We start from the raw sequence: 20,382 nt of genomic DNA on the forward strand, positions 1-20,382 counted from the left end.
TCAGCGGGTGGGCGCCGCCGACGGCATGACCGGCCACTTGTCGTCATCGGCAACGCGGCGGCTTTCGCGGGGGCAGCCCAGCTTCCCCGGTGTCTGGTCAACGAGGTCCGGCGGCACCAGCGCCTTGTAGTCCTGGGCCAGGACCACGTCCACACTGCCGTCCGTCCTGCCGTCCTTGAAGTAGTCCGAACCCGGCAGGTTGCGCTGGACGCTGAACGCCGCGGACTGGCCCGCCGCGCCGGAGACTACCGCGGCAACACCGCGGTAGCCGGCCTCAACATTGGCCACCGCACCCACCACGAACTTCCGGGCCAGGAACTCGTCGGCCACTGACCGCGCCAGCCCGGGCCGGTTGGTGGAGTTGTAAACGTTGAGGTTGACCTTGTCATTGGGCAAGTAGTCAAAGGCGGCAGCCGGACAGGAGGACACCGTTTGCTCTGCCGGCCCCGCGGCGGGGATCTTCAGGCGCCCGTTGATGATGGCCAGCGCGGTGATAATGGCGGCGATGATCAGTCCAATGAGGAGCACCAGCACCACGCCGTGAAGCACCCGGCGGCGTACCTGCGAAGTGTCGTCCGCGTCGCTGCGTTCTTCGAAGGTGGCCCGCAGTTCAGACCCGGTGACAACACGGTGGCCATGGAGGACGCTGATGTCCTGCTGTTTTTTTCTAGCCATCGATAACCAGGACACGGGCGTGAATGGCCGTTCGCTGGTGCAGGGCGGTCCGGACGGCGCGGTGCAGTCCGTCCTCCAGGTACAGGACCCCCTGGTACTGCACTACGTGCGGAAACAGGTCGCCAAAGAACGTGGAATCTTCCGCCAGGAGCGCTTCGAGGTCCAGGGTGCGCTTGGTGGTCACCAGCTCGTCCAGCCTGACCGGACGCGGCGGCAGGGCAGCCCATTCTTTGGGAGTGTTGTAACCATGGTCAGGGTAAGGGCGGCCCTCGCCCACAGCTTTGAATATCACCATGCCACCCTAGGCATCCAATGGTCCCAGCGAAAGTGCCGGACGCACCCGGGGGCAGGTTGTAGCCAAACAGTGACCAAGTGTCACACGCGGTGATCCTGGCAGTGCGGCACCGGGAGTTCAGGGTCCTGCTGACAGAATGGAGCCATGACTGCCTCCGCTTCTCCCGCCGCCACCACCCCCGGCGTACACCTGCCGGCCACGCCTTCCCTCGCGCTCCTGCTCGATGTGGACGGGCCGGTGGCCAGCCCGGTCACGCGCGATGTCAAGGCTGAAATCATCAATGATCTTGTAGCCCTGGCCGCTGCGGGTATTCCAGTCATCTTCAATACCGGCCGCTCGGATGCCTTCATCCGTGAGCAGGTCATGGAGCCGATGATCGCGGCGGGGATTCCTGCGGGCACCATCATCCACGCCATCTGCGAAAAAGGCGCCGTCTGGTTCAGCTACACGGCCACCGGACCGGGCCCCATCCATGTGGACCGGGAGCTCGCCGTTCCTGCGGCGTACGGTGACGACGTCCGGCGGATGGTGGCCGAGGACTACTCGGCGCACATGTTCTTCGACGAAACGAAGCGGGCCATGGTGTCCGTGGAACAGCACATCGACGTGCCGAGCGCCGAATACCTTGCCGAGCAGAAACTCTTCGACGCGGACGCCATGGACCTGATGGCCCGGCACGGCCTGGGCGTGGTGCGGCTGGACCACCACGCCCCCAATTCCGACGACGAAGTGGACTACCGCGTGGACCCCACCATCATCTCCACAGACATTGAATCAGTGCGGCTCGGCAAGGACCTGGGAGCCAGCCGGGCCGTGGAACTGCTGGCCTCCCAAGGCATCACGCCGCAGGCTTGGCGGACGGTGGGTGACTCCCGAACGGACTACGCCATGGCCGACTGGCTCCACCACAACGACCACGAGGTAAAGCATGTGGACGTCCGCCCGGCGGACGGTGTTCCGGACAAGCCCTACGACGTCCTGACTGCTGTGGACCTGGGACTGGATTCCTCCGTGATTCACGACGACGCCGGCGGCGCTTTCCTGCGCAGCTGGCTGGAGGCGCTGGGAGCCTAAGCCTCTTCCGGGGCCCGCGCGGCCCCGGCCGGAAACCTGCCGTTTCCACCCCGCGGCTATCATGCAGGTAGAAAGGCTTACATACTTTGACCAGCACGGAGAACACCATTACAGAAGCACCGGTACAGGACGAGGTCTACTACGGCAGCCAAGCGTCCGTAGAAGAACAATTTCATGCAGAGGTTACGTCTGCGGCGGCGGAACAGCGGCTCAGGCACCGCGCCGATGTGCTCAGGCACAAGGGCCGCTATGCCCTGATCAACTACAACAGGACGCCGTACCAGGCCATGGTCGAGGACCTGCTGTTCCTGCGCAATGTCCTGGTCAATTCCGGAATCGCCTACCTCCTGGTCCGCGGCAACAACGACCGGCCCGTCATCGCCCTGGACTGGAAGGACCGGAAGAAGCTCCGGGCTGCCCTGGTGGAGGCCTGCCGGGATGAGCCGTTCTACTCCATGACGGTGGATGCAAAGAAGAAGACTTCCGTGCTGGTGGCCGACGGAGAGCTTTCCTCCAACCGGCAGGCGCGCATCTTCCGGCTGTACCGTCCCCGGGTTGAACCTGTCGGTGGTTTCGAGTTCGGGGCCTCAGCGGGCGTGCAGATCGAGCTATGGGCCTTCGAAGGCGAGCAGCTGATCCTGCCCATCGAGAACTCGCTGACCCGCCGGACACTCCTGCGGCAGGACGCCGTCCGGGGCACGGTGGAACGCTACGGCCACACCTGGCCCACCATCGAGAACATGTTCGCCGACCATGCCAGCGACATCAGCTTCGACATCGACCTGGTGTTTTCCTGGGTGGACGGCAGCTCCCCCGAGTACATCGCAGCCCGGCGCTCGCAGCAGCAGGGTGTGGTCCTGGGTGAAGGCGACGACCACGAAGCCCGGTTCCGCCAGATCGACGAACTCAAGTACGCGCTCCGGTCCGTTTACATGTTCGCGCCGTGGATCCGCCGCATCTTCATCGCCACGGACTCGCCCGCACCTGCCTGGCTGGCGGACCACCCGGCTGTCACCATTGTCCGCAGTGAAGAGTTCTTCTCGGATCCGGCCGTGCTGCCCACCCACAACTCGCAGGCGGTGGAGTGCCAGCTGCACCACATCGATGGGCTCTCTGAACACTTCCTGTACTCAAACGATGACATGTTCTTTGGCCGCCCCGTGGGCCCGGACATGTTCTTCACCCCGGGCGGCATCACCAAGTTCATCGAGGCGGAAACCCGGATCGGGCTGGGCGAGAACGCCGCCGAGCGCAGCGGCTTTGAGAACGCAGCACGCGTCAACCGGAAACTGCTGTGGAACCGGTTCGGCCGCATCACCACCCGCCATCTGGAGCACACGGCGGCACCTCTGCGGCGCAGCCTGGTGACCCAAATGGAGCAGGAGTTCCCCGAAGAGTTCCGGAAGACGGCCGCCAGCCGGTTCCGTGCGGCGGACAACATCTCCGTCACCAACTCGTTCTACCACTACTACGCGCTGCTCACGGGCCGCGCGGTCACCCAGACGGCAGCCAAGGTCCGGTACGTGGACACCACCATGCGGGCGGGGCTGAACTACCTGCCCAAACTGCGGTCCAAGCGGAACATGGACTTCTTCTGCCTGAACGACGGCAGCTTCCCCGAAGTCGCAGCGGACGAGCGGGCCGAGCTGGTCACTGACTTCCTGGAAAAGTACTTCCCCATCAAGGCACCCTGGGAGAACTAGGGCGGACGGCAGGTTCCGCGCCGCCTGACTGCGCGGACCCTGCTGTTCCTTCGTTGCGGCACCCTTCCGGCGGCACCCTTCTAGCGGCTTGTGGGCAGGCCGTGCTTCACGCTGTTCCGCTGCTTCGCCGTTTCCGGGATCCGTATTCCTGCGGCAGCCAGCCGGCGCTCTGTCTCTTCCGGCGGGACATACTCTCCTACCGTCGTCGAACTTCCCAGCGGGACCACCGAGTGCACGATGGTGTGCTCATAAACGTGCACCAGGTTGAAAGACTGTCCGCTGTCCTGCCCCCGGGTACCACCCACAGGAACGTTCAGGTCCTGGGTGTAGCAACTGGCGGAGGCGACGGAGACGGGGACTCCGGCAAAGCTCGCCGTGGTGGAGTAGTGCAGGTGGCCGGCCAGGATGGTGCGGACGTCCGAGTCCCGGACCACCGCTGCCAGGGATGCCTGGTCGCGCAGCTCCACCAGGACCGAAAGGTCCAGCACGGAGGGGACGGGCGGGTGGTGGAGCGCCAGGATGGTGCCGTCAGGGGCCGGGGTCTCCAGTTCCTGCGCCAGCCAGTCGAGCTGGGAGTCATCAAGTTCGCCATGGTGGAAGCCCGGGACTGACGTGTCCAGGGTGATGACGCGCAGGCCGTTGATGAAGTAGCTGTGGTCCAGGGGGTCGTCGTTGCCGGGCTGGTCCAGCAGGCCCTTCCGGAGGTTCGCCCGGTTGTCGTGGTTTCCCATGGCCCAGATGACCTCCGCACCCAGGTCCTGGCAGGCAGGCTCAACGATGGCCCGGAGCTTTACATAGGCTTCCGGATCGCCCTTGTCCGCGAGGTCTCCGGTGAAGATGACCGCTTCCGGCCTCGCGCCGGATGCTTTGACCTCTTCGAAGAGCTGCAGGAGCCGCTCTTCGCTGTCTACGACGCCGTAGAGGGGATCCGGACCTCCCAACAAGTGGGGATCGCTCAGGTGGAGTAGGAAGTGGCGTGGCCGGGGATGTTCGGCCTCGATGTGCTCCATTGCTGCCTCTGTGGTCGGGGGGAAGCTGCTCTTCCCTTGTACCCTTCAGTAATCTTTATCCAATCAGACATTTGGCAAACTTTGGGTGAATCGCCGAAACCGGTGTGGAAAAAGATAAAAGAACTGCGCATTCTTTGGATTAATTCGGGAAAGCGCAGGCTCAGCCCAGGGCGTCGTCGATGGCGTCGATGACTTCGGCTGAATCGGGCTCGACGGTCGGCGCGAAGCGGGCCACCACTTCGCCGTCCCGGTTCACCAGGAACTTCTCGAAGTTCCATTTCACCAGTCCCGGCAGCAGCCCCGTCCTGAATTTGGTCAGCTCAGCGTAGAGCGGGTGCTGGTCCTTGCCGCGGACGTCGGCCTTGACCGTAAGAGGGAAGGTCACACCATAGTTCCGCTCACAGAACTCCGCGATTTCGCTGTCGCTGCCGGGCTCCTGGCCTGCGAACTGGTTGCACGGGACACCGAGGATGTCGAAACCGCGGTCGCGGAACTTCCCGTACAGCGCCTCAAGCCCGGCGTACTGCGGTGTCAGGCCGCAGTTGGAGGCGACGTTGACCACCATCACCACCTTCCCTTTGAACCTGCCGAAATCAGTCTCGGTCCCGTCGTTCAGGGTCAGCGGGATCGGGTACAAGGGTGTCACGGGCTGCGTCCTCAGGAAGTTGGTCATAAGTCGGATTCGTTGCCAATGGATCAGAGTACTGGTCCGGGCTGGACGTTTCCTGGGCCCGTTTTGCGGCAACGTTTCCTGGCCCCGGCTCCAGGGCTCCGCCGGTGCCGAAGACAGTGAGGAACCCGGACGGACGTCGCTTCAGCCGGCGGCTAATCGGTGGCAGGAAGGGAGGGTGACGCCGTGGGTGCCGGATCCGTGGGGTCAGCAGCCCCGGTCGGGGAAAGCGAGGTCGGTGACGGTGTCGGTGTCGCTGTCGGCGCAATCGGCGGCGGCTCAACCGGCGCAGGGGCCAGGGACGTCTCAACAGGGGCAGATGTCGTGAACGTCTGAATCGGCGTCGGCTCAACCGGCGCAGATGTCATGAACGTCTCAATCGGCGTCGGCTCAACCGGCGCAGATGTGGTGAACGTCTGAATCGGCGTCGGCTCAACCGGCGCAGTTGTCACGAACGTCTCAATCGGCGAAGGTGCCGGAGACGACGCCTCAGTCGGCGTAGGGGACGGCTCACTCGGCGACGGCGATACCGTACCGGTTGGTGATGTGGACGTCGGTGACGCGGTCGAAGTCGGCGACGGCGACGGCGACACCGTACCGGTCGGCGATGTGGACGTCGGTGACGCGGTCGAAGTCGGCGACGGCGACACCGTACCGGTCGGCGATGTGGACGTCGGCGACGCGGTCGAAGTCGGCGACGGCGACACCGTACCGGTCGGCGATGTGGACGTCGGCGACGTCGTCACGCTCCAGCTGGGCGACGGCGACGGTACACCTGGAGCAGGCACGCTCGCCGCCAAAGACAGGGAGGCCGGCGTCGCAGGCGTTTCTGCACCGCCGTCACCCTCAGGGTCGCCCGGACCAAAGCCGACAGGTATGATCCACTGAAGCCATCCCAATGGGGAACCGCTGCCCGGCGCGTAGTTTTTCAGCTCGTCGGCTCCGTTGTCTGCAAGGGGACGCAGCGGCAGCAGCTCCCACGTCAGCGGACTGACATGGCGCCCATTAAGGATGGTTTCGAAGTGCAGGTGGCATCCTGTGGACCATCCCGTAGTACCCACTTCGGCGATGAACTGTCCAACGTTGATCCTGTCGCCCGTGCGCACAGCAATGGCTTCCAAATGGTTGTACGTGGTGATCAAGCCGTTGCCGTGGTCAATCTCCACCCGGTTACCCCCGCCCCAGGGGTGCCATCCGGCGGCGCGGACCACTCCCGAATCGGCGGCATACACTTTCGTTCCGCACGGTGCGGCATAGTCCTGGCCGAGGTGGAAGTCGCCCGCGGCCCCGGACAGAGGGCTCACCCGGAGACCAAAGGGCGAGCTGGCGATGAGCAGTTCAAGGGGCGCCCGGAGGAAGCCGGCCGCGGGCCTTCCCAGCCCGGCGGCCCCCACCGTCAGCGGCAGCGAACCGTCCCCCGCGTAACTTCCTACTGCCGCATGGGGAAAAGGAACCAGAGCCTGTGGATCGGTGACGATCGCAGACGGCAGACTACCGGCACCAACAACGCCGGAGGGCATTTCACCCTGGCGTGCAGACAGCGCCGTAACGGAATCAGGGCCGGCAGATAAGGCAGCCCGGCTCGCCGGCCCAGTGGGCGCGGCAGTCCATTCCTCCGCGCTTCCCGAGAGGTTCAGAGCCCAGACGGAGAGGGCAAGGGCACCCGTAGCCGCGAAGGCGCGCACGAGGGAACCATAAAGAAGGTGCGGCCGAGGGTGCTTATCTGGTCTCCGATGATTCCCCAAAAGACTGACTCCAGAACATAATCAACCGCCCGGTGTCTTGACGGTATGTCCCATGGGACCATACGGCCGGAAGCCTGTGAACCCCATCACGCCGCTCGGCGCCAATAATTGAGCAAACCTTGCGGTACCTGACACCCCTAGCCCCGCCTCTCCCCCACGGCAACAATGGGATATGCACAGCTTCCTTCGGAAATGGCAGGACGAACTCAAGAAGACGTTTACCGGCACGGCTGATTCGGTCCCTGACTGGGTGACGAAGCTGGCGGAAGGGGACGACCCCGGCTACCACCTCCCGGGCTCAGCAGTGTGGGCTGTCCACGGCTCCATGTCTCCGATAGTGGCCGGCATCCGGACACTGCTGATGCAGTCCCTTCACCCGGGCGCCCTTGCCGGAGTGCATGAGCACTCCAACTTCCGCGAGGACCCCCTCGCCCGCCTGGCATCGACCATCCGCTGGATCTTCACCGTGACCTACGGGTCCAAGTCCGCCGCCGCGGAAGCTTCCCGGCGCGTGCAGCGCCTCCACGAGCCGGTACAGGGCAGCTTCGTGGATAATCAGGGAGCACCCCGCAACTACAGTGCCAATGACCCCGAACTGGCCAGCTGGATCCACATAGCGTTTACGGACGCGTTCCTCACAGCGCACAAATTATGGGGCGGGCCCATCCCCGGCGGGCCCGATGCCTACGTTCGTGAATGGGCGCAAGCCGGGATGCTGATGGGCGTCGAGGATCCGCCCCTTACCGAAGCCGCCATGCGGGCCCAACTCGACCGGTGGTACCAGAACGGTGAGCTGCGCGTGGACCGCCAAGTGGAAGAGACTGTGGAATTCATCCGGAACCCACCGCTCAATCCCATGCTTCGGCCCGGATACCGTGTTCTGTTCGCCGGAGCGGTCTACAGCCTGGAGCCCAAATACCGTCAAATGCTCGGCCTTTCCGTGCCACGGCTGGGCGCATTCCCGCTCCCGGTGAAGCTGGCCACCAAAGTGGTGCTCGGCGTCGTCCGCCTTGCTTTGGGCCAGCGGGGCCCCAGTGAACTGGCAGCCAGGGAACGGCTCCGCCGGCTGGGCCTTGAGGAGGTCGAAGCGCGGCGTTAAAAACAGCCGGACCGTGGACGGGGGGAAACGAAAGAACCCGGTCCCGACAGTGCGGGACCGGGTTCCAACCGGCGGAGAATGGGGGATTTGAACCCCCGAGGGCGTTAACCCAACACGCGTTCCAGGCGTGCGCCATAGGCCGCTAGGCGAATTCTCCAGCTGCTTCTGAATCAAAAGCAGGTACTAGACTACCTGATGTTTTCCGCTTCGCCCAATTGGCCGCGGCTGGCCCTGTTTTGGCGGCTTCCCCGGCCGCTCCCATGAGGGCGCCGTACAGGGCTTAACCAGAAATGGACGCCCCCAACGCGCCCATTCCATCGGAACCCCGTTGAGCTGCCGGGTCCGGCCCCGTTCAGCCAGGCCTCGCAGCTCACAATCTTGAGATTGCCCCAATCGGTGTACATACCCATGATCGTGGCTGGCACGTGGATAAGCAATGAATTTCCAGCCTTGGCTTGCCAGATGCGGAACCATGGGAGGCATGAGTGAACTGCACAACCTGGTGTTTTACGTTCCAGTCACGCACACAGAACGGGTCCTGAAGGCAATTGGAGATGCCGGCGCGGGCCGGATCGGAAATTACTCACACTGCTCCTTCACCTCCCGGGGAACAGGCCGTTTCACTCCACGCGACGGCGCCGACCCATACCAAGGGCGGGTCGGCATTCCGGAGGAAGCGGCCGAGGACCGGGTTGAGTGCATCGTGGAACGCCCGCTGCTTGACGCCGTGGTCCTGGCGTTGCGGGCCGCGCACCCCTATGAGGAACCTGCCCTGATGAGCTGGAAGGTTGAGGGCTGGCGCTCTCGGGAGGCCGATTCGAGTCGTGCCTGAACTTCGGGTAAAGTAACTGGCGGCCCCTCATGTGGCGTCATCCTGTTGAACTCCCCCAGGACCGGAAGGTAGCAAGGGTAAATGGGCTCTGGCGGGTGCATGGGGGGTCTTTACTATTCCCCCACAGGGCGGCAGACTGTCAGCCCGGATTGGTAGGGTTTTCTCTGTGACAGTTACTACCGCCCTCTACCGCAGATACCGTCCAGACTCGTTCGCTGACGTTATCGGGCAGGAGCATGTCACCGAGCCGCTGATGACGGCTTTGCGGAAAAACCGCGTTAACCATGCTTACCTGTTTTCCGGCCCCAGGGGCTGCGGAAAAACCACTTCAGCACGAATTCTGGCGCGCTGCCTGAACTGCGCCAAGGGCCCCACGGATACCCCTTGCGGCACCTGCCCCAGCTGCGTTGAGCTCGCCCGCGGCGGGTCCGGTTCGCTGGACGTCATCGAGATCGACGCCGCCAGCCATGGTGGCGTGGACGACGCGCGGGACCTGCGCGAGCGGGCCACTTACGCTCCCGTGCGGGACCGCTACAAGATTTTCATCATCGACGAAGCCCACATGGTGACGTCCGCCGGATTCAACGCCCTACTGAAGATCGTCGAAGAACCACCGGAACACATCAAGTTCATCTTCGCCACCACTGAGCCGGACAAGGTCATCGGCACCATCCGCTCCCGGACGCACCACTATCCCTTCCGGTTGGTGCCGCCCGAGCCGCTGATGGCCTACCTGGAACTTCTGTGCAACAAGGAGAATGTCCCGGTGGCGCCCGGAGTACTGTCGCTGGTGATCCGTGCCGGCGGCGGTTCTGTCCGTGATTCTCTTTCTGTCCTGGACCAGCTGATGGCGGGTGCCGGGCCCAACGGCCTGGACTACGAACTTGCCGTTGCGCTCCTCGGCTACACTCACGCTTCGTTGCTGGATGACGTCGTGGAGGCGGTTGCCGCATCGGACGCTGCCACCGTTTTCCGCGCCGTGGACCGGGTCATCCAGACCGGCCATGATCCGCGCCGGTTCGTCGAGGACCTGCTGGAACGCTTCCGCGACCTCATCATTGTCCAGGCCATGCCCGAAAGCGCGCAGACCATCCTCCGCGGCATGCCTGCCGACCAGATCGCGCGCCTGAAGAACCAGGCCCACAACCTTGGCGGCGCCGAGTTGTCCCGCGCCGCAGACGTCACCAATACGGCATTGACCGAAATGACTGGCGCTACCTCCCCCCGGCTGCACCTGGAGCTCCTGTGTGCCCGGATACTGCTGCCCAGTTCAGAGCAGAACGAGCGCGGCATGGCAGCGCGGATTGACCGCGTGGAACGCCGGCTCAATTACGCCGGAAACGACGTCGGTACTCCCGCCGCCGTGGCGGCGGGGCACCAGCCTGCACCGGCAGGTCAGGACGCCGCTGGTGGGAATGCCGCACCGGCCCCAGCATCGGGCTCCGTGTCTGGCCCTGCATCCGGCCCCGGCTCCGTCCGGGCGGAGCCGGCACGGACGGTACCCGCAGCCTCCGCGCCTGCCGAACCTGCTGTATCCGGTCCTGCACGGCACGAGCCTGCTGCTGCAGCAGCCCCGGAAACCACGCCTGCCGCCGGTTCCGCTCCCACGGACGACGGAACCCGCGCTCCCCTGACACCGCCCCGTGTTAGCACCAGCGACTGGCCCGTTGAGGCTCCGGCAGGGACCCGCCCCGCCCCGGCTGGTGCGCGCCCAAACGCGGAGCCTGCCCCCGCCGCAGTGTCCAACAGCGCAGTTCCCCCTACAGCAGACCCCGGAACCGCAGCTCCTGCAGGGGGCCAAACTCAGGGGGCACGGTCAACCGGCACTACGCAGGCTGCAGGACCCGATGCCCGGAACGCTCCTGACGTGCGGCCGGAGCCCACCCCAACTGCGCACTCTGATTCCCGAACAGCTCCCGCTGGGCCTGCTCAACCCGGGACGGCGCCTGCAGGTCCGGCTGCCTCCGTTCCCGGCGCTCCGCCGGCAGCTATGGGCGACGTCGAAGTGCTGCGCCGCGCGTGGCCGGACGTCCTGCAGACACTGACGAGGATCAAGCGCAGCACCTGGGCACTCGTTGAGCCCAATGCCCAAGTGAGCGCCTTCGACGGACACACACTTACTCTTTCGTTCACCACGTCCGGACTCGCGGGCGCCTTCGGCCGGGCAGACCATTCGGAAAACCTGCGGCAGGCAATCCACAAGACTATGGGTATCGACTGCCAGATCACCGCGGTGGCCGGCGGCGACCGGGCGAGCTCTGAACCAAACCCAAAAGCACCCGCTAGCCGGCCCGCCCCGGCAACGTCAGCTGACGTTGCCTGGGGACTGGCCCCCGCGCCGTCGTCCCCGCCAGCCGAGGCGGCCACAACATCCCCCGCGTCGTTGGCGACAGGCCAGGGGTCCACTTCGGGAAGCGCTGAGGCCGACGCCCCCGCCGGGCGTACTGCCGCGTCAGCAGCCGGACTACCCCAAGGGGGCAAGGTCCAGCGTGCCTCTGCCGCGGGTGAGTTCCCGGCTCAGCCTGAACCAGTCAACCGCCCTTCCCAGGCTCAACCGGCCCCTGCCCCTGCCCCGGTCCCGTCGGCTCAGCTTGATTCGGCTGAACCGACGGCAGCCCCTCCCGCCGCCTCTTCGCCCCAGGCTGCGGCGGCCTCTTCTGCCGTCCCGCCAGCACGCGCTGCGGCAGCCCCTCCCGCCGCCCCTTCGGCCCAGGTTCCTTCGGCCCAGGTCTCTTCGGCTCAGGCCGATCCTTACAGCACTGCCGGTGACTACTCGTACTCGGATGACGACTGGGGTCCGCCCCGGGACGAAGACGCTCCCCCGCTGGATGAAGAGCCTCCCATGGACTGGGACCCTTCGGGGCGTCCGGAAGCACGTACCGCCAGGGCTGGCGGGACTGGCGGGGCCAGCGAGCGCAGCGGCGAAGACCCCGGGGCAGCCGGTCCAGCTGCCGCCTCAGCCGCTGGAGACCTGCCGGGTACCCGGCCCGGAACCCGGGCAAACAGCGGGACCCCGGCAAGCACCGGACCCTTGTCCGCCAAGCCTGCACCTGCCGGAGATACACCGCACGACCCTTGGACCCGTGCTGTGGAGCAGGCACCGGGCGTCTGGGTGGTCGGTGAGGACAGCAACCTGGGCAAAGCGCCGGCTGCCAGCCTTCCGGACAAGGAACCTGCTGCCGCCGCTCCAACCCACCACTACGAACCGGCTGTTGCGCAGATTCCCCCGTCGATACCGGTCACCGGCGCGGCCTCCGCGGTAGACGCCGAGTGGGGCCTGGCAGCACCTGCACCTTCGACGGCCCAGGCGGCAGGCCAGCGCATGGAACCCGGTGCCCTCCGTTCCTGGCAGCATGAATATGGCTACCCCCGGTTCAGCTCCCTCCAGCCCGGATCGCTCAAACCCAGGCCTCTCAAGCCCAGGTCCTTCCGGATCTGCGCCGGAACCGTCTCGCGAGTTCGCCATGGCCTCAGCCGCTCCCGCCGCCGCGCCGGTTCCGGCGGCGCGGCCGGTTCCCGCTGCCGCGCTGGCGCCGACTGTACCCGCGGCCTCGCCTGCTCCGGTGGCGTCCCCTGCCCCAACAGGTACACGGCAGAGCCTTTACCAGCGTCTGTCCAACAGCCCCGAGGCCGAGGCAGGCCGGGCAAAAGCCCCGGCGCGGGCCATCCCGGCCGCAGCCACCTACGTCCAGGACATCCCGAGCCCCGACGATGAGACCATTGAGGCATCCGGTGTCTTCGGCCGTGCCGCGGTGGAACGTATCCTCGGCGGGAAGCTGATCGAGGAACGTTCCCTCGACGGCAGCCCCGTGCCGCCGCGCTACTGATCAACTATCCGCCCCTAGCTAAAGAGGAAAACGTGTACGAAGGTGCTGTCCAGGAGCTGATTGACGAGCTCGGACGCCTTCCCGGCGTGGGCCCCAAATCCGCACAGCGGCTGGCGTTCCACATCCTTGAAGCGGACCCGCAGGACATGAAGCGGCTGGTGGAAGCCATCACCACCGTGAAGGAACGGGTCAAATTCTGCACCGTCTGCGGCAACGTCACGGAGCAGGAACTCTGCAACATCTGCCGTGACCCCCGGCGTGATCCCGCAGTGATCTGCGTGGTGGAGGAATCCAAGGATGTTCTCGCGGTGGAGCGCACCCGGTCGTTCCGGGGCCGGTACCACGTACTGGGCGGAGCCATTAACCCGATCGCCGGCATCGGTCCGGAGCAGCTGCGGATCCGCGAGCTCCTGACCCGGCTGAACGACGGCGCCATCCAGGAAGTGATCATCGCCACCGATCCCAACCTGGAGGGAGAGGCAACGGCTACCTACCTTGCCAGGATGTTGAAGACCATCGGGATCGCCGTGACCCGGCTCGCGTCCGGACTTCCGGTTGGCGGCGATCTGGAGTATGCGGACGAGGTCACGCTGGGGCGGGCCTTCGAGGGCCGCCGCAACGCCCTCACCTGAGCTGGGTAAAAAGAATGCCTCCGCGCGAGATCATGCCGCTGCTCACCGAGCGGCTTGTCCTGCGGCTGATCAGGGGCTCGGACGAGGCCGCCATCCACAGCTACCGGAGCAATCCCGCTGCCACCCGGTACCTCTCCCACGAACCACTCTCCGTTGATGCCAACAGGGAAAGGCTGACGGAGCTCCTGGCCCTGGCCGAAGCATCCACCGGCACCTGGTTCAACTACTGCTGGGCCATCACCCTGCGGCAATCGGGAAACGTCATCGGGGATGCGCGCACCTGGAACAGCGCAGCGGTCTCAGGTCCGGGGGTACTCGCCCCCGGAAAACATCCCGCCGGACATGCTGCCCTGGCCTATGTCCTGCACCCCGATTACCACCACCACGGTTACGCACGTGAAGCTGCCGCTGCCCTGGTGACGTGGCTCTTCACGCAGTGCGGGATCAACACGGTTGCAGCGGCAGTCTATGAACCGAACACTCCGTCCCTCCGGCTTCTCCGGAGTCTCGGGTTCCAGAGTGACCCGGTTCTCCCCGCAGACGGGGAACGAGCGGGCAAAGGCCTCCCCTTGCTGACGTTTCGGCTAAACCGTCCGAACTTATCGCCTTGAGGCGGCTTTGTGCCTGGCAGCCATGGAACCGCCGGCGAGGAACACCCCGCCTACGGCCAGTTGCAGGGCGACACCGACCGCTGCCAGGGGTGATTCCACTGCTGTGCGGTCGCGTTCCTGGCCCTCCACACAGGGAACCTGGGAGCCGTCAGCCGCGTTTTGCATCTCCCCCGGAAGCCACGCCGGCCCGTCATCCTGGGAAGCGGATTCAGCGGCAAGGACGGTGAACAGGACCAGCGGGTTGGTTGCAGCGATCCAGGCGATCCGCTCGGTGTGATAGACCTCAGCTGAGCCCCGCAGCTCGGGCAGGCATTGCCACGACACCAACTGCCCGGAGTCATCGCGTTCGATGTTGACCGCCACAAGGACGTGCTCGGAGGTCCGAACGGCGGGAAGCAGCAGCGCAACAGCAAGCACATTTCCTGCCAGGAGCAGGAGGGACGCACTCCACGCGACCACCCGTCCCGTGTTCTTGCTGAACCACCACAAGGTGCCCGCCCCGATCGCGCCAAAAACCAGGAACTCCAGAAGGGCCAGGCCTGCCGCGACTCCGGCCAAGGCGGGTGACGACTTCGTTGCCAGGGCCAGGCCAAGCAGGAAGAATGCGGACAGCGCGGCAAAGGCGGCACCCCGGCCACAGGCTACGGTCCAGTGCAGGAACGGTCCGGCTCCCGGACGTTTCCGTCCTTCCTCCGTTATGCCCGGATGGCGTCCCCACCGGAGGGCCAGCACGCAGGAAACCACAACCAGCACAGCCGCCGTCAGAATGTACGCGCCTCCGAAGGCATCAGGCGGTACGTTACCTCCTGTCGCCAACACCACCGTCAACAGCGCAGCGCCCAGGGATGCCAGGAGAATCATGGCCCCCTGCCACCAGAACCGTCCTGACCGGAAGGACCAGGCGATGTCCAGCAGGGCCTGGCCAAGGATCACCCGGGCGGCGCCCGGGCCGCCGGGCAGGCCGTCCTCGTCCTCAGCTGCAGGAGGATTCAGCCGGCCTGCCCCAATGACCTCGTACACGGGTTCTTCGCCCCGCCGGCTTCCATCCTGCCGTTCGTCACCAGCCACAGTTCAAGCCCCTCCGGAAACAGGCCCAGCCCGGCGGGCTGATCAGTCCATCGTGGCCCACGGCACCGGGCCTGTCCACAGGAGGAACTAGGCTATGCGGGTTCCGCGCGCCAGTCTGTGGGCGGGGGTGCGGAGGGCCCGCCAACCCAGCCACATGAGGAGCGCCGCCACCAAAAGCTGCAGGCCCAGCCCCAGCGGCCACATCGGTGTTGACTGCGCCAGATACTGCGGCTTGACCTCCCCGTTGGCACACGGATAAGTACCTTCAGGACCGGCAAGTGCATAGCGCGCTCCCTGACTGATACTTTCAATTGCTCCTACAGAGCGGAACCCCTGTTGGCCGGCCCGGTCGGGGTAGGGGATCGCGTCAGCGACCACGACGTAAGGGTTCATGGCCAGCAGCCAGGCAACCCGTTCGGTCCGCATCACCCTCTGCTCCTGCAGCGGTCCAGAACACGTGTACTGCGGCTCCGCCGGCCCGTTGCTGAGCTGCTCATACGCGCGGTATTGCGGCTGGTTTGCCATGATGGTGCCCTGGGTAAGCCCGGTTCCCAGCCCAAAGGCGATCAGGGTGCCCACCGCAAGCGCAGCCACGGCCAGGTACGTGACCACTATCGAGAACAGCGGCCGCCCGGCGAGCGCGGAAATGCCAACACCGACGGCGCAGACAACCCCCACCTCAACCGCCAGCATCAGCAACGCCACCAGCACGTGCCCCGGGGTCATGCCGCCCAGTGCCACGCCGATCACCAGGAACGGCGTGCTGGCCACCAGGAAGGCCAGGGCCGCCGCCCAGGCCGCAACGAATTTGCCCCACAGGATCTGGCCGGGCTGCAGCAGCGTAACCTGGAGGATGGCCAGCGTGCCGCCGGCCCGGTCACCGTTGACGGCGTTTGCGGACAGCGCCGGGGCAACCAGCAAGGCAAAGAGCAGGACAAAGGCCAGGACCACCTCAAAGATCATGGACCCCGGACCGGTCTCCGGAGGCGCCACGTAACCGGAATAGGCGCGCTGCGCCTCCTGGGAAGCATTCCAGCTGGCCCACGTCAGCCAGGTCACCAGGCCCGTCAGGACAAACCAGATGGCCAGCATGATGTACCAGCCACGGGACCGCAGCCGCTGCTTGAGCTCAAGCACCACCACGTCCCGGATACCGGGCAGGTAGCCGCCAGTTGTCGTGCCGGCTCTGTCTTGCCGGTTCTCTGTCACGTGGCTCATTCCTGCTCCCCTTCGAGGCTCATGTACGTCTCTTCAAGGGCGCCTGTTGCAGGGGCAAAGGAATTAACCCCGACGCCGGCCATCACCAGCTCACGCAGCAGCCGTTCGGCATCGCTGTCGTCGCCGAGCATCAGGCTGACAGCCGGACGGCGTCCGTCCTCGAGGCGGAACGCCAGGCCAAGTCCGGTGAGTTTGGCAGCGAGTGCCGCCATGTCCGAAGCGGTAACGGCATACCTCCGCCCGGCGGCGGCAGCCTGCTCAGTGGTCTGCTGCCTGACGGTACGGCCCCTGTTGACGAACACCGCGCCGTCGGCAATTTCATCAAGTTCGCTGAGCACGTGGGACGAAACCACCACTGCCTTGCCCTCGGCCGCCAATTGCCGCAGCATCAGCCGAAGCTCCACCCGGGAGCCGGGGTCCAGGCCCGATGCCGGCTCGTCGAGCAAAAGGACGGAAGGGTCGTGGATGAGGGCCCGCGCAAGGCTAAGCCGCTGCTGCTGCCCGCGCGAGAGCACCCGCGCCGGCTGGTCCGCAAGGTCGTCCAGCCGGACCCGTTCAAGCAGCTCCGCAACGCGCTGCCCGATGCCCTGGGCGGGAAGCCGGTAGAAGCGGGCCATCTGGGTGAGGACTTCCCGTGCCGTCAGCGACTCCCACACTCCCAGGGTGTCCGGCATCCAGCCCAGCCGGCGGCGCACTGCCGCCCGGTCCCGGCGCGGATCGAGACCGCCCACACTGATGCTGCCCTCGTCCGGTGCCAGCAACGAAGCCAGCATCAGCAGCAGCGTTGTTTTGCCGGCCCCGTTCGGGCCGATCAGGGCTGTCACTTTGCCCGCCGGTGCGTGGAAGTCCATATGCTCGACGGCGCGCACCGCGCCGAAGCTGCGGCTCACCGCCCGGGCCGTGATGCCGCCGCCGGGCTCCCGCCCGGCCACACCGTCCGGTAACTCAGAAATCATTGCCATGTATTGCGCACCTGTCCCCCACAGTTTGTGATGCATGCTGACGGTTTTGAGCGTACGCCCGCAGAGCGTGCCGGCAGGCGCCCTGCGAGCTGATATTCGGTCACAATTCAACCCCTGGCCGTGGGCGGCGATAAACTGGTGCGAAGAAGTCGCGCCAACAATGGCGCTAGTTCCCCCGGGTCAGGGCCACACAGCATTACGGCTGCCTGGCCGGACTCCAAATTGATCCAGTGAAGGTTCGCGCATGAGTACGCCCACTACCGAAGTGCACAACGCAACGCAGCCGCAGGGGCTGCCCGCCGGCGGCGCCGTGACCAAACAGCTCATCGTGCAGAAATTTGGCGGGTCCTCGGTGGCGGACGCCAATGGCGTCAAGCGGGTGGCTGCACGCGTTGTGGACGCCCATGCTGCCGGCAATGAAGTAGTCGTTGTGGTCTCTGCCATGGGCGACACCACTGACGAACTCCTGGACCTCGCCGCCCAGGTGACCGACTCCGCCCCTGCCCGCGAAATGGACATGCTGCTGTCCGCCGGTGAGCGCATCTCCATGGCACTCCTGGCCATGGCCATCAACAAGCTGGGCGCCTCTGCCCAGTCCTTTACCGGTTCCCAGGCCGGCATGATCACCGACGGCATCCACGGCAAGGCCCGGATCATCGACGTCGACCCCCACCGGATCCGCACCGCGCTCGATAAGGGAAACATCGCCATCGTGGCGGGTTTCCAGGGCATGAGCCGCGCCACGAACGAGATCACCACCCTTGGCCGCGGCGGTTCCGACACCACGGCTGTGGCGCTGGCAGCGGCCCTCGAGGCCGATGTCTGCGAAATCTACACCGACGTGGACGGTATCTACACCGCGGATCCGCGCGTGGTGCCCTCGGCCCAGAAGATCGACACGATCTCCAGCGAGGAAATGCTTGAACTCGCAGCCTCAGGAGCCAAGATCCTGCACCTTCGCTGCGTCGAGTACGCGCGCAGGTTCGGCGTGCCGCTGCACGTCCGCTCGTCATTCAGCCAGCATGAAGGCACCTGGGTCATCCCCAGCGCCGAAGACAAGATCACCACACAAGAGGGAGTTGCCTTGGAGCAGCCAATCATCTCCGGCGTCGCGCACGACCGTTCCGAAGCCAAGGTCACCGTTGTTGGTGTTCCGGACATTCCCGGCAAGGCTGCCGCCATCTTCCAGGTCATTGCCGATGCGCACTCGAACATCGACATGATTGTGCAGAACGTGTCCACCCACGGCACCGGCCGGACGGACATCTCCTTCACGCTGCCCATCGTTGAAGGCGCCGACGCCCTGGCAGCGCTGCATGCAGCCCAGGACCAGATCGGCTTCGAGACCATCGAGTACAACGAACAGATCGGCAAGCTGTCCCTGATCGGTGCCGGCATGCGCTCCCACCCCGGCGTCTCCGCCACGTTCTTCAAGGCACTTTCGGGCGCCGGCATCAACATCAACATGATCTCCACCTCGGAGATCCGCATCTCGGTTGTTACCCACGCCGACCTGCTGGACGAGGCCGTGCGGGTAATCCACCGGGCCTTTGAGCTGGACAGCGAAAGTGAAGCCACGGTGTACGGCGGCACCGGCCGGTAGCCGCTCCGCACAGCAAAGGGTTCCGCTGCAAAGCTGCCTGCCACACAAAAAATGCACTGGTGACGGACTGAGTCCGTCACCAGTGCATTTTTTCGAGTCAGGCCATAGCAGTGCTGTCCGGGGCGGCTGGGTCAGGCTTCGTTCTGGAGGTCGTCGCGACGTACCGCGTAGTGATGGCCTTCCGAGTCGCTTTCCACCATGAAGTGCGTCAGCTCCTCCTCCGAGGCCTGCTCGAACTCGTCATGCCTGTGCACTACCGGCAAATTGGAGTCCACCCGCGTGGCGGGGCCAAAGAGGAAGCGGAGCCTGTCCGTCACGCTCATGAACCCGTCAATGAAATGTGCCATATTTTCCACCCCCTTCCCGTATGCCGGGGAAAGAGCCGTACCAAAGAGAAATGCCCGTGCTCCTGGCGGAGCCAGTGCCCTTATTTTACGCCCGGCGCCCTGAAAAGGACCTGCAGTGCGGAAGAAGCAGGTGCGAAGAACAGATGCTGAACCGGCACCAATTTCCGCAGCAGGGTCAGCGAAGTGATTTGTCTTCCGGGTTCCGGGGCACCACGTAGGTGCTGCCGTCGGGGCGCGTGACGGTCTCCCACTGCTGGGTTTCAGCCTCGCGCTGGGCCAGGAGCCGGCGGTTTTCCTCCGTCATGTCATGGATCAGCGACGTGCGGCTGGCCGGACCAAAAACTGCCCGCAGCTTACCGGTTGCCCGCATGAAGCGCTGCGAAGCGTTTCCCCTGCCTCCACGGCTTGCCTTACCCATGAACCGACTCCTTCCAGTGACCTCTTGATCAACAACAGTGTACGCTAATAGTTAGTGCACTAACAATTGGAGTCCCGATGAACCCTGCAACCAGCACTGCCACCGCCAGCCCGGCTGGCACCACTGCCGGTACTGTCACCCCGAAGGATGATGACCTCCTCCTGGAGCATCAGCTGTGCTTCGCCCTGACAGTGGCAGCCCGCAGCGTGGTGGGAGCCTACAAGCCCGTACTGGAGAGGTTGAACCTCACCCACCCGCAGTACCTCGTGATGTTGTGCCTCTGGGAATCCAGTCCCCGGACAGTGCGGAACATCAGTGATGCCCTGGCCCAGGAACCGGCCACTATCTCGCCCCTGCTGCGGCGCCTTGAGGCATCGGGCCTGATCTCACGACGGCGGGTGGACGGCAACGAGCGCGCCCTCGCCGTTGACCTGACCCCCGCGGGTGCGGCGCTGCGACAGGAGGCGCTTAAGGTCCCCGGGACCATGATGGAGCGCCTGGGCCTGACGCGGGACCAGGTCAGCGAGCTGCACGCATCCATGATGGGCCTTATCGAAGCTACCTCCCAGGGCCGGCAGGCTTAGCCTGCGGGC

At 65.4% G+C, this 20,382-nt stretch carries 19 protein-coding genes, 1 tRNA gene, 1 other RNA gene and 1 pseudogene; 11 read left to right on the top strand and 11 right to left on the bottom strand.

Annotation, left to right across the window (positions count from 1 at the left end; genetic code table 11):
• Both QF047_RS17525 and QF047_RS17530 read right to left on the bottom strand, forming a co-directional pair.
• Complete coding sequence (locus tag QF047_RS17525; RefSeq protein WP_307279687.1) at nucleotides 1-675, bottom strand: LytR C-terminal domain-containing protein; 675 nt, start codon at nucleotides 673-675, stop codon at nucleotides 1-3.
• Nucleotides 668-967 (bottom strand): type II toxin-antitoxin system VapB family antitoxin, encoded by a 300-nt coding sequence (locus tag QF047_RS17530; RefSeq protein WP_306639248.1) that lies wholly within the window; start codon nucleotides 965-967, stop codon nucleotides 668-670. The genes QF047_RS17525 and QF047_RS17530 overlap by 8 nt, the downstream gene beginning before the upstream one ends.
• A gap of 147 nt (nucleotides 968-1,114) precedes the next feature.
• Here QF047_RS17530 and QF047_RS17535 point away from each other — a divergent pair, with 147 nt between their 5' ends.
• Together QF047_RS17535 and QF047_RS17540 are read left to right on the top strand one after the other, a co-directional pair.
• On the top strand, nucleotides 1,115-2,044 hold the full coding sequence (locus QF047_RS17535) for a hypothetical protein (protein WP_307279690.1): 930 nt from the start codon (nucleotides 1,115-1,117) through the stop codon (nucleotides 2,042-2,044).
• Between the two features lie 287 nt (nucleotides 2,045-2,331).
• Nucleotides 2,332-3,747 carry a stealth family protein gene (locus QF047_RS17540; RefSeq protein WP_373427819.1) on the top strand — a complete coding sequence of 472 codons (1,416 nt, stop codon included), beginning with the start codon at nucleotides 2,332-2,334 and terminating at the stop codon, nucleotides 3,745-3,747.
• Between the two features lie 80 nt (nucleotides 3,748-3,827).
• Here QF047_RS17540 and QF047_RS17545 read toward each other — a convergent pair whose 3' ends face one another.
• The gene (locus QF047_RS17545; RefSeq protein WP_307279694.1) at nucleotides 3,828-4,757 is read right to left on the bottom strand and encodes a phosphodiesterase; all 930 of its coding nucleotides are present in this window, start codon (nucleotides 4,755-4,757) and stop codon (nucleotides 3,828-3,830) included.
• A 160-nt stretch (nucleotides 4,758-4,917) separates the two neighbouring features.
• On the bottom strand, nucleotides 4,918-5,430 hold the full coding sequence (locus QF047_RS17550) for a glutathione peroxidase (RefSeq protein WP_307279696.1): 513 nt from the start codon (nucleotides 5,428-5,430) through the stop codon (nucleotides 4,918-4,920).
• Nucleotides 5,431-5,973: 543 nt separating this feature from the next.
• On the opposite strand from QF047_RS17550, the gene QF047_RS17555 reads away from it, so the two are divergent.
• Nucleotides 5,974-6,315, top strand: a complete 342-nt coding sequence (locus QF047_RS17555) for a hypothetical protein (RefSeq protein ID WP_307282142.1) — start codon at nucleotides 5,974-5,976, stop codon at nucleotides 6,313-6,315.
• Between the two features lie 110 nt (nucleotides 6,316-6,425).
• Here QF047_RS17555 and QF047_RS17560 read toward each other — a convergent pair.
• Nucleotides 6,426-6,947, bottom strand: a pseudogene (locus QF047_RS17560) (M23 family metallopeptidase); the annotation flags it as partial.
• Nucleotides 6,948-7,344: 397 nt separating this feature from the next.
• On the opposite strand from QF047_RS17560, the gene QF047_RS17565 reads away from it, so the two are divergent.
• A complete protein-coding gene (locus QF047_RS17565; protein WP_307279698.1) occupies nucleotides 7,345-8,271 on the top strand; it encodes an oxygenase MpaB family protein in 927 nt (308 codons plus the stop codon).
• 72 nt (nucleotides 8,272-8,343) lie between these two features.
• Here the strand turns inward: QF047_RS17565 and QF047_RS17570 are convergent.
• Nucleotides 8,344-8,428 (bottom strand) — tRNA-Ser (locus QF047_RS17570).
• Between the two features lie 324 nt (nucleotides 8,429-8,752).
• Here QF047_RS17570 and QF047_RS17575 point away from each other — a divergent pair.
• From QF047_RS17575 to QF047_RS17595, 5 genes are all read left to right on the top strand, one after another.
• Nucleotides 8,753-9,103, top strand: coding sequence for a hypothetical protein (locus QF047_RS17575; protein ID WP_307279700.1), 351 nt, complete (start codon nucleotides 8,753-8,755; stop codon nucleotides 9,101-9,103).
• An 18-nt stretch (nucleotides 9,104-9,121) separates the two neighbouring features.
• Nucleotides 9,122-9,218: signal recognition particle sRNA small type (ffs, locus tag QF047_RS17580), an RNA gene on the top strand.
• A gap of 51 nt (nucleotides 9,219-9,269) precedes the next feature.
• Complete coding sequence (locus QF047_RS17585; RefSeq protein ID WP_307279702.1) at nucleotides 9,270-12,818, top strand: DNA polymerase III subunit gamma and tau; 3,549 nt, start codon at nucleotides 9,270-9,272, stop codon at nucleotides 12,816-12,818.
• Between the two features lie 144 nt (nucleotides 12,819-12,962).
• A complete protein-coding gene (recR, locus tag QF047_RS17590) occupies nucleotides 12,963-13,562 on the top strand; it encodes a recombination mediator RecR (RefSeq protein ID WP_091421154.1) in 600 nt (199 codons plus the stop codon).
• 14 nt (nucleotides 13,563-13,576) lie between these two features.
• Nucleotides 13,577-14,173 (top strand): GNAT family N-acetyltransferase, encoded by a 597-nt coding sequence (locus tag QF047_RS17595; RefSeq protein ID WP_306637934.1) that lies wholly within the window; start codon nucleotides 13,577-13,579, stop codon nucleotides 14,171-14,173.
• Here QF047_RS17595 and QF047_RS17600 read toward each other — a convergent pair.
• From QF047_RS17600 to QF047_RS17610, 3 genes are all read right to left on the bottom strand, one after another.
• The gene (locus tag QF047_RS17600; protein ID WP_307279705.1) at nucleotides 14,162-15,241 is read right to left on the bottom strand and encodes a hypothetical protein; all 1,080 of its coding nucleotides are present in this window, start codon (nucleotides 15,239-15,241) and stop codon (nucleotides 14,162-14,164) included. The genes QF047_RS17595 and QF047_RS17600 overlap by 12 nt on opposite strands.
• A gap of 87 nt (nucleotides 15,242-15,328) precedes the next feature.
• Entirely contained in the window at nucleotides 15,329-16,459 is a 1,131-nt protein-coding gene (locus QF047_RS17605; protein ID WP_307279707.1) for an ABC transporter permease, read from the bottom strand.
• Nucleotides 16,456-17,421, bottom strand: coding sequence for an ABC transporter ATP-binding protein (locus tag QF047_RS17610; protein ID WP_307279710.1), 966 nt, complete (start codon nucleotides 17,419-17,421; stop codon nucleotides 16,456-16,458). The genes QF047_RS17605 and QF047_RS17610 overlap by 4 nt, the downstream gene beginning before the upstream one ends.
• Before the next feature lie 244 nt (nucleotides 17,422-17,665).
• On the opposite strand from QF047_RS17610, the gene QF047_RS17615 reads away from it, so the two are divergent.
• On the top strand, nucleotides 17,666-19,024 hold the full coding sequence (locus QF047_RS17615; protein WP_306637927.1) for an aspartate kinase: 1,359 nt from the start codon (nucleotides 17,666-17,668) through the stop codon (nucleotides 19,022-19,024).
• A gap of 131 nt (nucleotides 19,025-19,155) precedes the next feature.
• On the opposite strand, the gene QF047_RS17620 is transcribed toward QF047_RS17615, so the two are convergent.
• Both QF047_RS17620 and QF047_RS17625 read right to left on the bottom strand, forming a co-directional pair.
• Complete coding sequence (locus tag QF047_RS17620; protein ID WP_306637924.1) at nucleotides 19,156-19,371, bottom strand: hypothetical protein; 216 nt, start codon at nucleotides 19,369-19,371, stop codon at nucleotides 19,156-19,158.
• Between the two features lie 175 nt (nucleotides 19,372-19,546).
• Nucleotides 19,547-19,789, bottom strand: coding sequence for a hypothetical protein (locus tag QF047_RS17625; protein WP_307279717.1), 243 nt, complete (start codon nucleotides 19,787-19,789; stop codon nucleotides 19,547-19,549).
• A gap of 77 nt (nucleotides 19,790-19,866) precedes the next feature.
• Between QF047_RS17625 and QF047_RS17630 the strand changes: the two genes are divergently transcribed.
• Entirely contained in the window at nucleotides 19,867-20,373 is a 507-nt protein-coding gene (locus tag QF047_RS17630; protein WP_307279721.1) for a MarR family winged helix-turn-helix transcriptional regulator, read from the top strand.
• The last annotated feature ends 9 nt before the right edge of the window (nucleotides 20,374-20,382 follow it).

This window comes from Arthrobacter sp. W4I7 (assembly GCF_030816215.1).
In the GTDB taxonomy this organism is placed as follows: Bacteria; Actinomycetota; Actinomycetes; order Actinomycetales; family Micrococcaceae; genus Arthrobacter; species Arthrobacter siccitolerans_A.

Bases quoted from the DNA above. Each gene is read 5' to 3' on its own strand.
- QF047_RS17620 (WP_306637924.1), bottom strand. From the start codon at position 19,371: ATGGCACATTTCATTGACGGGTTCATGAGCGTGACGGACAGGCTCCGC.
- QF047_RS17540 (WP_373427819.1), top strand. From the start codon at position 2,332: ATGGTCGAGGACCTGCTGTTCCTGCGCAATGTCCTGGTCAATTCCGGA.
- QF047_RS17535 (WP_307279690.1), top strand. From the start codon at position 1,115: ATGACTGCCTCCGCTTCTCCCGCCGCCACCACCCCCGGCGTACACCTG.
- QF047_RS17565 (WP_307279698.1), top strand. From the start codon at position 7,345: ATGCACAGCTTCCTTCGGAAATGGCAGGACGAACTCAAGAAGACGTTT.
- QF047_RS17605 (WP_307279707.1), bottom strand. From the start codon at position 16,459: ATGAGCCACGTGACAGAGAACCGGCAAGACAGAGCCGGCACGACAACT.
- QF047_RS17615 (WP_306637927.1), top strand. From the start codon at position 17,666: ATGAGTACGCCCACTACCGAAGTGCACAACGCAACGCAGCCGCAGGGG.
- QF047_RS17630 (WP_307279721.1), top strand. From the start codon at position 19,867: ATGAACCCTGCAACCAGCACTGCCACCGCCAGCCCGGCTGGCACCACT.
- QF047_RS17595 (WP_306637934.1), top strand. From the start codon at position 13,577: ATGCCTCCGCGCGAGATCATGCCGCTGCTCACCGAGCGGCTTGTCCTG.
- QF047_RS17625 (WP_307279717.1), bottom strand. From the start codon at position 19,789: ATGGGTAAGGCAAGCCGTGGAGGCAGGGGAAACGCTTCGCAGCGCTTC.
- QF047_RS17575 (WP_307279700.1), top strand. From the start codon at position 8,753: ATGAGTGAACTGCACAACCTGGTGTTTTACGTTCCAGTCACGCACACA.
- QF047_RS17610 (WP_307279710.1), bottom strand. From the start codon at position 17,421: ATGGCAATGATTTCTGAGTTACCGGACGGTGTGGCCGGGCGGGAGCCC.
- QF047_RS17545 (WP_307279694.1), bottom strand. From the start codon at position 4,757: ATGGAGCACATCGAGGCCGAACATCCCCGGCCACGCCACTTCCTACTC.
- QF047_RS17525 (WP_307279687.1), bottom strand. From the start codon at position 675: ATGGCTAGAAAAAAACAGCAGGACATCAGCGTCCTCCATGGCCACCGT.
- QF047_RS17550 (WP_307279696.1), bottom strand. From the start codon at position 5,430: ATGACCAACTTCCTGAGGACGCAGCCCGTGACACCCTTGTACCCGATC.